8 protein-coding genes are annotated in these 11608 nt (G+C 47.4%); 5 read left to right on the top strand and 3 right to left on the bottom strand.

The features are described from left to right. Positions 1 to 110 precede the first annotated feature (110 nt). Complete coding sequence (locus BUQ91_RS08805; RefSeq protein ID WP_074208983.1) at positions 111 to 1997, bottom strand: T9SS type A sorting domain-containing protein; 1887 nt, start codon at positions 1995 to 1997, stop codon at positions 111 to 113. A 706-nt stretch (positions 1998 to 2703) separates the two neighbouring features. Here BUQ91_RS08805 and BUQ91_RS08800 point away from each other — a divergent pair. After that, positions 2704 to 3090: a type II toxin-antitoxin system RelE/ParE family toxin gene (locus BUQ91_RS08800; protein ID WP_074209459.1), complete on the top strand. Its 387-nt coding sequence runs from the start codon at positions 2704 to 2706 to the stop codon at positions 3088 to 3090. Beyond that, entirely contained in the window at positions 3077 to 3379 is a 303-nt protein-coding gene (locus tag BUQ91_RS08795) for a helix-turn-helix domain-containing protein (RefSeq protein WP_072827974.1), read from the top strand. The genes BUQ91_RS08800 and BUQ91_RS08795 overlap by 14 nt, the downstream gene beginning before the upstream one ends. Positions 3380 to 3548: 169 nt before the next feature. On the opposite strand, the gene BUQ91_RS08790 is transcribed toward BUQ91_RS08795, so the two are convergent. Beyond that, positions 3549 to 5870 (bottom strand): glycosyl hydrolase, encoded by a 2322-nt coding sequence (locus BUQ91_RS08790; RefSeq protein WP_074208982.1) that lies wholly within the window; start codon positions 5868 to 5870, stop codon positions 3549 to 3551. 121 nt (positions 5871 to 5991) lie between these two features. Continuing rightward, on the bottom strand, positions 5992 to 6969 hold the full coding sequence (locus tag BUQ91_RS08785) for an aldose 1-epimerase (protein ID WP_074208981.1): 978 nt from the start codon (positions 6967 to 6969) through the stop codon (positions 5992 to 5994). Between the two features lie 176 nt (positions 6970 to 7145). On the opposite strand from BUQ91_RS08785, the gene mnmE reads away from it, so the two are divergent. From mnmE to BUQ91_RS08770, 3 genes are all read left to right on the top strand, one after another. Then, positions 7146 to 8525 (top strand): tRNA uridine-5-carboxymethylaminomethyl(34) synthesis GTPase MnmE, encoded by a 1380-nt coding sequence (mnmE, locus tag BUQ91_RS08780; protein ID WP_074208980.1) that lies wholly within the window; start codon positions 7146 to 7148, stop codon positions 8523 to 8525. After that, positions 8515 to 9369: a GRP family sugar transporter gene (locus BUQ91_RS08775; RefSeq protein ID WP_254842301.1), complete on the top strand. Its 855-nt coding sequence runs from the start codon at positions 8515 to 8517 to the stop codon at positions 9367 to 9369. Before mnmE ends, BUQ91_RS08775 begins: the two co-directional genes overlap by 11 nt. A gap of 106 nt (positions 9370 to 9475) precedes the next feature. After that, positions 9476 to 11587: a M6 family metalloprotease domain-containing protein gene (locus tag BUQ91_RS08770; protein ID WP_074208979.1), complete on the top strand. Its 2112-nt coding sequence runs from the start codon at positions 9476 to 9478 to the stop codon at positions 11585 to 11587. Positions 11588 to 11608 lie beyond the last annotated feature (21 nt).

Genomic DNA, 11608 nt, shown 5'->3' with positions numbered 1-11608 from the left:
ATCTATATTTTTGCACCTTAAATTCAAAGGATTTTTGTTGCGAACTAAAAAGTCCCGGACATCGTCGGGACTCTTTTGCTTATCACCCCGGCTGGGGTCTTTTTTTAATTTTACTTGATAATCACCGGCTGCGTGGCTGTGAGGCCTGCACCCTTCATGCGAACAATGTACTGGCCCTTCGGCATGTCAGCAAGGCTGAACACGTAATTACCAGCGCTGAGCTTTCCGTTAAAGAGCGTGGCGATGATTCTTCCGTTCATGCCGAACACGTCGACGCTGACCTGGCCCTTAGCCTTTGTGTTGAGCATAATCTTGTCGCCGTTGATGGTGAACTTGGACGATGCTGCGACCTTTCCTTTGACCAAGCTGGTCTTTCCAAAAACGTAGTTTTCATCGAACACAATCTTGATTTCTGGAATCATTTCTTCGGTGTTCTCGTAACCACGCTTGAAGGCGTCGTACTTGTCGGTATTGAAGTCAAAGAGTGTCGTGGCGCCAGCCTTGATGTCATCGTAAATCACCGTGCCGGTGTAGCCTGCGGCGTAGTTCGCAAACGTGATGCTGAGCGTCTTGTTGCGGTCGGCAAAGCTAGAAATGTCGATAGAGCAAGTGACCTTTTCGCCTGCCGGAACCTTGCAGCTTCCATCCGTTTCGGTCCATGTCCAAGAATCCGTAAGCTTGAAGATGAGGTAAATGTCTGCGTCAGAAGAACCATTATTCTTTGCGGTCCACGTAAACGTCGTTGCACCGGAAAGGTCCCAACCGCCCTTGTTCTGGTATTCCACCTGGCCATTGTCGGCACCGTAGGTCACAGCCATCATGCCGTTTCCGCCATTGCCGCCTTCAATGTTCACATCCTTAATCTTGATGCTTGCTTCTTCCGTTGCGGCGAGCTTCTTCATGGCATCGAGCGCAGGTTCAATCGTGTAGCTGTAACCGCCAAAGTTTGCTTCGGTCTTGTCGCCAATGTACTGCCAAGCGAGAGCACCCGCATAACCACCGTCAAAAGCCTTGCGGTAGCATTCTTCCGTTGTAATTTCTGTCTTTGCGGCAAAATTGGAGCGGTATGTATTGCCAGCCCAACCGCTTGCCGGGAATTCACCGATGATCATCGGCTTGCTGTCGTAGCTGTACTTTGTTGCCATCTGGGCCGCAGTGTTTACGAACGGGCTTACGGAATTGTCTTGCCAGTACGGGTAATAGTGGGTCTGGAAAAAGTCGAGCGTACCATTCGCTTCGCCACCCGCTTCGATGAGGGCTGCATCGTTCCAATGCTTCTGATACTTGATGTTCACGCTACCCGTCGAAACGAGAAGTTCCGGGTTTGTTGTGTGGATGGCCGCTGCAACCTTGTTCGTAAACTTCTGGATTTTGGCGAGTGCCATCTTCTTTGTGGTCCAACCGCTGCATTCGCTAGTCATGCCCTCGGGTTCGTTAAAGACTTCCCAAGTCATGAGAGCCTTGTGGTTGCCAATAGCCTTTACGACCGGAATAAGAACGTTGTCTATAAACGCCTTGGTGCCCGCGTCTTCGAAAAGCAATTCGTTAGCAGTGATGTCGAGCTTTTCGTTGTAAAGACCCCACTGGTTCGGTTCCATCAAGTTGTGGCTAAAGAGGCACATCGAGACCATCACGCCGTATTCTTCGGCAATGTCCAAAGCTTTTTTCATGTTGGCGATGGTATTTTCCTTCGGGCCAGTGACCAAGTGCGTTGTTTCGTCAATTGTCGGGCTTTGGCTCATGTTGTTAAAGAGCCACCAACGGATTGCGTTACCACCTGCGGCACGCGTGCCTTCCACGGCTTTGCGCCATGCGTTTTCGTCAAGAGGGGAGGCTCCCACGTCGGAATTGTAGTCGCTCCAAGCGAGGTTTGTACCCGAGAAGAAAATTTTCTTTCCGTTGTACTGAAGGTCTGTGCCACTCACGGTGAGTCCCGGAGCTGCAAATGCGGCTGTTCCAAGAAGCGAAACTGCGATTAAAGTCTTGATGCAATTCATAGCGTATCCTTATTTTTCTCTGAAACTAGATAAATAACGATGAAATAGGGCAATCCCGACTTTTGAGTGTTGACAAAACTTGTGGAAAATGTCCACACCCCCAAACATCCTAAATATCGTCTATAGAAAAATAAATTCGTGAAAAATGAAGTCAATAAGCGCTGTGAAAAAGTGCAAGTTTTTCACACGATTGTAAGAAAAATGAATGTTTGGACGGGGCCAAACGTGACGGAAAACACAGTGAGTATTATAACCAAGTCTAGACGTCTTAGTAAAATTTATCGTCCGTCTGCTGCGGTAAAATAATTTTAGGCGAGATTTTTTCCTCGTTGCTGATTATTGGGGACTACAAGAGTTCAAGGTATGGTCGCATTTCCGGGGGGGGGGGTTATGCTCTAGTAAAACTAGTAACAATAATGCGTTTTAGCAACAGCATTGTAGTGGAAATGAGTCTTTAACAAACAGAAAATGATGGACTTTGTCATTAAAATAGACAAACATCTTAATACCTTAAATGTACTAGTGATTTGCTGAGTTAATGAACTGATTTATCAGTGATTAAATCGATTAATCACTTTTTCTCAAATTGCAATTTGCCGTTTTTCGCGTGAAAACGGTAATTTTTCTGCTGGCATGAATTTCGCAAATGTATCCGTATTTGAAATTGCCGCTCTTGACAGCGTATCAAAAAGGAGATACATTTGTAATGAGAGAAATTTTAGCTTATGAAGGTCCGTGCTTTACTGTAGAATGGTATTACGATGAAAATGGTACAAGTCAGGCGTTTGACTATTTCAATAGATTAGGTGATGCGCAAAAGCGTAAAGTACTAATGTTGTTTAAAAGAATAGGTGATTCAGGAAAAATTTCAGATATAACCAAGTTCAGGAATGAAGGTGATAAGATTTATGCATTCAAACCACAACCGGATCGATTTCTTTCCTTCTTTTATGTCGGGAAGAAAATTATCATAACGAATGCGTTTTGCAAAAAATCGCAAAAGCTTCCTGAAAACGAAAAACAAAGGGCAATATTTTCTATGCAAAGCTATAACACTCGTGTACAGAAGGGAGAGTATTATGAAGAAGGCTAAATCGACATTTGAAAGGATCATGTCCGACCCGAAACAAAAGAAAGCCTTTGAAAAGGAATATGCAAATTTCCTTTTGTCTGAGCTTATTTTAGATGCCATGGCGGAACAGGATGTTAGTGTTCGTGCTTTATCGAAAGCGTCTGGAATTTCGACATCGGTGATTCAAAATCTACGAGCCATGCAACCGGTGAACATAACCTTAAAGACGTTGAATGCTTTGCTTTCGACTCTTGGTTATGAACTTGTTGCACGAAAAGGAAATCACTGCGTAAATCTTTCAGCGCCTTGATTTTTTATTAAGATGAGTTCCTTGAGGCGTTTTCTGACAAAAATTCAAACAGTTGACGGAGAGTTCGCGAGTATCTAGATTTAGCTAAGAAGCTTGATTTCCTCTTTACAAAGAAAAGGCGACCGCTTCCACGGTCGCCTTTGTGTATTCAGCTTTATGTGTTATAAACTTACTTGACAAGAATCGGCTTGGAGGCTGCGATTCCGTTGCCCTTTACGCGGAGTATGTATTGACCTTTGGAGAGGTTCTTGAGGCTGAACGAATGTTCGCCTGCGCTGAGGGTGCCTCGGTAGAGTGTTGCTTCGCGCTTGCCGTTCATGTTGAATACGTCGATGCTTGCAAAGCCTGCCTTGCTTGCGGTAAAGGCGATGCTAGTTCCGTTCATGCGGATTCCGGCCTTCTTTGTTGCTGCAATCGGCTTGATAGAGGAAGGAGTTGCCGGAGTGCCGTCCTTGTTATAGAGCTCGATACTTGCGATGTGGCCCTTGCTCTGGTCTGCGGCGGTGAATAGTTCCGTCTTCTTGTTGAATCCGTTGATGATGATGCCGTTGTCCGTGACCATGTTGTCAAAGAGCACCGTGCCTTCGAATCCGTTAGCGCCAGCCAAGATGAAGGTGACGGAGAAAAGCTTGTCGAGGTCCATCGGGTGTTCAACGCCTGCGTCATCGGTGTAAGTCTCGATGGCAAATTCGCAAGTGGCTTTGGCGCCGTCGTTGAGCCAGCAGCCGTCAGACGGTGACTGTTCCCAGGTCCATGCCTTATCGGCGGAACCGTCGCGGACAAATGCCATGCCAATCCAGATGCCATTCATTTCGCCTCCGGAACCCTTGTTTTCGATCGTGACTGCAATGCTCTTTGCTCCAGTCAAGTTCGGAACCTTGGTGTACTGGATGTTAGCGCCGCTATCGTTGATAGCCTTGTAGGTCACGCCCATGACAAGGTCAACATTTTCCGGATTAGCCTTGGCGGTGTCTGCGCCGAACTTGGCGTTCTGCGTAGAAGTCGGGCAAACGTTAGTTGCTGCGGCCGCTTCGTTATAGTTGTCCCAGCCCGGCATTTTGTCGAGGGTGATGATGCGTTCGTCGGCAAGGTTCTTTGTCCACACATTGGCTGCGGTCTGGCTTACGTAGCCACCGTTCCAGCTCGGGGATTCGTACCACGGCATCCACCAGCTCCAAGTGGCACCGTCTTCGTACATCTTGTCGACGTCAGGAATCGGGCCGTTTTCGCTGAGGGAGATAATCTTGTTTGTGCCTGCCTTGTTCGTGAGATCGATGAATGCGGCGCTGTTGCTTTGGTGATCGTTTGCATTGTTGTAAATGTCTACGCTCAACACGTCATAGTAGGTTTCGCCCGGAGTCCAGGACATCGTGGCGGCGTCCTTCGGGTTAAAGTCCCAAATGAGGTTGTTTACGCCGTTCGTGAAAACCATGCGTTCGTAGAGCAACTGGTAGAGTGCGGCGAACTGCTTGCCGGTATGCGTGCTCCACCAGAACCAGTTGCCACCAGATTCATGCAACGGGCGGAAGATGGCGGCAATGCCTTCTTTCTGGAGGTCAAGGAAGATTTTGGAAACGAGGTCAATGTCTGCGACGAGAGCCTTGTAAGCGGTCGAAACTGTATCCCAATTGGTCGTGCCGGTCACGAAAGCTTCGGTGAAGTCGAATTCGGTGTAGTTGTCATTTGCGCCTTTGACATAGAAGTTCTCTTCTTCACCTGGACGCCAGTGCCATGTGAATGCCAGAATGCCGCCCTTTTTCCAGGTGCTCTTGGCGATATCGATGGCCTTTTCGGTATATTCCTGGAACCAGCTGTTGTCCTTGCTTGCGCCGGTAGCGTTCATCAGGTCGACTCCAACAAGTGCGGGGTACTTGCCGCCTGCCTTGAATACGGCCTGAACGTCTTCGTGCTGGGTGGCGTCGCCCTTGGTGTAGGCATCCATGTTGCCGGTCATCACGCCAGAAATGGTCTTTTTGCCAAAGTTGTTGACGAGGAAGTTATAAAGCTTGATGGCGGACGGGGTAGCGGTTTTTGTGACCGGGGCGTTGCAGAGGTTGAATGCCTTTGCTTCATAGCCCTTGATTTCGATATAGTCCACGTCGATCCATCCCCAGCTATTGGTGATAGCGATGGTGTTCTCACCGGCGGCGAGGTTCATGACCGTTTCGACGTCGGCAAATTTGCCCTTGTCCGTCTCGTCGAATGTGACTGCGGAAGAGGCTCCGCCAACTTCTACGTTGTTGATCTTGGAACCACCGTAGTTATTCATGTAATGGATGACGATGGTGTATTTGCCCGCTTTTTCGGCTACGACTTTAGAGAATGTGATGTCGCCACCGTTCATTTTGACGTATTTGCCGCCAGAAGCTGCTGTGCTAGAGGCTGCGGCTGCGTCCCCGGAAAGGGTTGCGCTTTCAGCTTCGTATTGTGCTGCAAAAACGGAACATGCTGCGGAAAGACTGCATGCTAAGAAAACCTTTTTGAATCCCATGTTCACTCCTTAGTATTTATGTTCTCAAAAATATAATGAAAAAAGCAAAAATGCAACAACATTTTTGCTTGGAAAGGAAAAAATATGTTTATAGAAAATATAAGGGTGTTTTTGAGCGTTTTTAGGCGTTTTTCTGGATACTTGCCCCAAAACTGAATGTACGAGATTCACCCGGCTTGATAACGATTAAACCTCTGTGATGGTTTAAAGTATCGGGTTCCGCGGTCATCGGTTCGATGGCGATGCTCATGCGGTCGGGTGGAGTATAAATCTGGATGGTGTTATATTGTTCTTTACCGGCTTTTTGCCAAATTTGGAGAGTTTTGGAATCGCTTTTGAGTTCCGTGGTGGCTAAAATGTTCTCAAAATTTTGCTCATTTTTGAGAACGAAGCAGTCGTTGATGAATTCTTCGTTGATGAGCCGGCCGCCTACAAAACGGGTATCCGGTTTGAATTCACCTGTCGGAATATCGGCTTTGTCGAGGAGGGCGAGGTCCGTTTCGGGGAGCTTCATGACGAGATTGTTGATTTTTTCGCCGAGCGTGTAATAGGGGTGCCAACCTTCGGAATAGGGGAGGTCGCCCTTGCCGATGTTCGTGACGGTCGATTCGACACTGTAACTTTCGCCGGTGAACGTAATCTTGTTAATGGCGCGGAAGGGGAATGGGAATCCGGTAAATGCACCCGGCCAGTCGATGCCGAATGTTGCCGTGCATTTTTCGTTATCGCTTTCGAAACTCACGAACTTCCATTCTTTGTTTTGCAAGAATCCATGGAGCGCGTGCGGGGCCCAGCTCACGTTGTTCACGAGCTGGTAAACGCTCCCGTTCCAATTGAACTTGGCATAGGCCACGCGTCCCGGGAAGGGGGCGAGTCGGCAACCGGCGTTTGTGTCGGGCCCCATTTTGTAAATGTCATCGCCTTCGCGGTAGCCGAAAAGGAGGTCGGCAAGTTTACCGCTCTTGCTGTCGGGAATGCGCCAGGCGTTGAGGCCTGCACCGTATCCGCTTAAAATTTCAAATTCAGCGCCGTCGTCGCGCTGCAAAACGTAGCACTGCACAGTGCCCAAAGGACGGGAAATAAGTTTGAAGTTGCTCATATCGTAGTTGCTAGTTAATAGTTATTAGTTGTTAGAGAATTTAGTAATTAGATGAGAGACCGCTCGCAGGCTCGCTACAGACGAGAGACGAAAGAATGTGGGTGAGGGAGCGATTATTATCTAACGACCAAAGACTAATGACCAATGACTAACTGCTAATTACTATCTTTTTCTTCATGGATTCTCAAACGATTGTTGCCCCGATGACGCCGGCCGGCGTGAGTGCCGTTGCCGCAATCCGCGTAAGCGGTTCCAAAGTGCGTGATGTAATTCGGTTATTGTTTGGCGAATCTGCGATAAAAAATTTAAAGGCTCGCGAAGCGAGACTTGCAACGGCAAGGGATTACCGAACTATCGTGAATGGCGACCGGAAAACGGCCCAGGTTATCGATAGCCTCCTGTACATCTTTTTCGAAGGTCCAAATTCCTATACTGGCGAAGACGTGCTGGAACTTTATCCGCACGGAAACCCGATTATCGTTCGCGAACTGATTCAGGTCATCAAGAGTGTTGAATGCGTGCGTCTTGCGGAACCCGGTGAATATACGCGCCGTGCGTTTTTGAATGGTCGCATGGACTTGGTGCAAGCAGAATCTGTCGCGGATGTGATCCATAGTGCAAATCGTGATGAGCTTAAGAATGCCCATCGTTTGCTCGGCGGTGCGCTCTCGAAAAAGGTCAAGACGCTCACGGAACAGGTCATGGACATTTCGGCGCGTCTCGAACTTGATGTTGATTTTGCCGAAGAAGAGGCCGACCCGGATTACTCAACTTGGGGCACAAAGATTGAAGCGATTCGCGAAAGTGTGCAATCTATATTGAAAAGCTTCAAGGAAAAAGCCAATGTGAGCCGTTTGCCGCTTGCTGTTTTGTACGGCGCTCCGAATGCGGGCAAATCGAGCCTTGTAAACGCACTTCTTGGCGAAGATCGAATTTTGGTGAGCGATATTCCGGGCACGACCCGTGATTTTGTTGAAGTTCGCCTGTTCTTGGATGGCGGTGAAATCCGCTTGATTGATACCGCGGGTATCGCGGACAAGGCTTCTGATGCGCTCGATGCGCTCAGTATGGAAAAGAGCAAGGAAATCCTCGCTGAAGCTGACATGAAGATTCTTGTCGTGGATGGAAACAACGTCATTGCGAGGAACGATAGTGGAGCCTGCCGCGAGCAGAGCGTGGCGGAAGCAATCCAACCGGACCTTGTCGTCATTTCGAAATCGGACTTGCGCGCATCTCAGCAGGACGGAAACCTTCACATTTCCTCGAAAACGGGCGATGGTCTCGCGGAACTTCGCCAAAAGATGAATGCCGCTCTTTTCAAGAAAATGGAAAATTCCGAAGACCTCTGGATTACGAGCGAGCGCGAAAAGAACTGCCTCGAAGATGCTCTCGCGGGCATCGACCGTACGCTTTCTCTTATTCGTACGAATCCGGCGGTGGAACTTATTGCGTTTGAAATGCAACTGGTGCGCCGGTCTCTCCAAAGTATAACGGGCGAAATTTCGTCCGAAGACGTTTTACAAAAAATATTTGCGGGGTTCTGCATTGGGAAATAGTTACGTTGGTCTCGTTTTAGCCGTATTTGCGTTCGGCACTTACATGGTCCCTCTCAAGGCTTGGTCCAAGTTCTCGTCTTGGGCGTACCTCTCTTGCATGGCTTTGGGTATGTTCCTTGGCCAACTTGCCATTTCGATTGCAACGGACACGCTGTGTGTTTTGCCGGTGGGCCTCCTTTGCGGGTTCTTCTGGGTATGTGCGGGGGCGTTCTGCTTTTGGGCCGTAAAGGCCGAACAGGACTTGACAGGTGCCGGTGTGCGCTCGATGGGCGTGAGCATTCTTGCTTCATTTATAAGTGGCGTGCTTGTTTTCTCGGAATCGACGTTACTTTACTTTTCAATTCCGGCAATTCTTCTGTTGCTTTTTGGTTTGAGTAGGCTTGCTCCTCCGCAGGGGAATATTTTTAGAAATTGGCGTTCTCTTTTGGGCGGTCTCATTTTTGGTCTTTACCTCATACCGTACAAGTTTGCCGAAGTTCCTATACTCGAGTTCATGAGCTCGTTCTCTATAGGTATTTTCGTAGCCGCAGAACTTTTGGTTGCAATTTTGTGTATAAAGCGCCGTGCCCTTTTTGAATATGGCTTGGCTCCTTCGATTTCTTCCATGCTCATGGGCATTTTGTGGGTTGTCGGGCAGCATGGCTGCTTCTGGGCTATCGACACGAAGGGCTCCTTGGGGTATGCCGTGGGCTATCCGCTGACGCAGTTGAACCTTTTGGTGAACTTGCTTTGGGGCGTGGTCGTTTTCGGTGAATATCCGACAAAACCGGAACGAATCAAGCTTGCGATTGCCGTTTCTGTGATTTTATGCGGCGGAGCGCTTCTTGCACTGTCAAAAATGTAAGTTTTTGTATCGGCTGTTGCTAATTTTTGGCGTTCTGTCAACGAAAAACATGTAAAAAACTTATTGTTGTTTTGCTAAATCCGCCATCAGAATATATGTTTATAATATGAGTTGGTGGAAGTGTATATTGATTGGGTCTTTAGTCGGTACCGCATCTGTGTGGGCCGTTAAAGCTGCACCGTTTTTAATCAATTCAACGCAGCCTGATGGTTCCGTTGTGCAGATTAGAAAGGTCGGAAACGAACACTTTAATTACACCGTTACTGGAGATGATAGCGTACTTGTGGTACGTGACTCCAGCGGCTATTGGAATTATGCCGACGAACATGGCAAAAAGACGGGGATGAGGGTCCATGCCAAGTCCAAACGTGGTGCCAAAGAGAAAAATTTCCTCAAAAAACGCAATTCTCGTCAAATTCTTGAAAATTTTCGCGAAAAACGCCTAAAACAGTTGGAGGAACAGCGCTCTTCCGAGCCTCAGGTGCTCCAGTCCTCGTCTCCCATGAAGGCTAATGCTTGGGGAGGGCGGACAACCCAAAATACCAATACCCCGATGCGCCCGTCTGTGAATAACGTCAAAAAAGAAGGTGATGTTCGCGGGCTTGTTATTCTTGTCCAGTTTAGCGATGTAAAGTTTAAGCGCGATAATGCCTATGAGGAATACCACGATTTCCTTAATAAAGAGGGCTATTCGAATTACTTTATGAAAGGTAGCGCGCGAGACTTTTTTATTTTGAATTCTTCTGGAAAATATCGTCCTACATTTGATGTGTATGGACCTATAACCCTTAAGGGTACTCGCGATTCCTATGGCGCTTTGGTTGACCCCAATAATATAGCGGCAGGAGCTGTCAATGCCGTCAGTGAAGCTATGGATTCGCTTGTGGCAGCTGGTGTCGATTTTACGCCTTACGATAGTGACAACGATAGAATTGTAGATTTTGTCTACATGATTTATGCAGGTGTCGGTTCGGCTGATACGGATGTGCAATCCGCTATTTGGCCACATTCTTATAATGTAAGCAAGCGTCTTACGCGCAATATGTCCATGTATCGTTACGCCTGTTCTCCTGAAATAGATGGTCAGGCCTATTTGTACCGGAAAAGTACAGATGCATTAAATGGTATTGGAACATTCTGCCATGAGTTTAGCCATGTCCTTGGCTTGCAGGACCACTATGATGTCTATGTCAATGACACGCGTACGAAGGTTCGTTATACGCCGGGCGCTTGGGACTTGATGGATGCAGGTTCTTATAACTGTCCGCAAAATAAGTATAAGTCGACTTCGTGCTCGCCTGCGAATTTGTCCGCTTTTGAACGCTTTAGTTTAGGTTGGCTTGAACCGCGCCGGTTAGAAATTTCGGATACGACTTTTGTTTTGAAGACTATTCAAGAAAATGATGGTCTTGTACTGACCTCGAAAAACGATGCTGAATACTATTTTGTCGATTTCCGTTTAAAACAAGATTTTGACGAGGGTCTTCCGAATCAGGGTTTGTTGATTTGGCATATCAATTATGACAGATATTCTTGGATGTACAACGAAGTCAATACCACGGATCCCATGAAAGTCGATTTAGTTGAAGCTGATGGTAAAGCGGATGTCTACAGTGCTAAAGATGATGCTTTCCCGACGAGTAGGGGCGTTAATAGCTATAATGGCTTTGTGACATGGGGTGGTGATAGTCTTGGACTTGAAGTTTATGATATAAAAATTGTAGATGACCATGTGGAATTCAAAACTCGCGGAAGCCGAGTATCTCCAGTTTCACCGGCATCTTCTTCTAGTGCCGTTCGTTCTTCTTCAAGCAAGGCGGTTTCTTCTTCGAGCAAGCCTGCTTCGAGTTCTTCAAGCGTAAGTTCTTCGTCTGTGTCGTCTAGCAGTAAGGCGAAGTCTTCTTCTTCTAACGTTATTTCTAGTACTTCAAAAGACTTGAGTTCGTCATCAGAACCATTTATGTTTGCAACGCAAAACATAGTTCCGTCTGCAGTTCAATTCTCTGTTGCTGACCGAGCTTTGAAGGTCCATGCAGATATAGATGGACTTAAAACGGTTGCTTTGTTCGATGTAAACGGAACTCTTCTTATGAAGAAATCGTTTGCCGACAAATACTGCGAAGTTCACATGGATAATCTGCGTGGAAAAGCGCTTGTGATTGCTGTGCTCGAATTGAATGGGCAAGTCGTGAAATCGAAAAAGATTAAAGTGAAGTAAACTAGGGGCGAAAGCCCCCTT

It is taken from the genome of Fibrobacter sp. UWB11, from assembly GCF_900143015.1.
GTDB lineage: Bacteria > Fibrobacterota > Fibrobacteria > Fibrobacterales > Fibrobacteraceae > Fibrobacter.
This window is presented reverse-complemented; position numbering and strand designations above follow the sequence as displayed.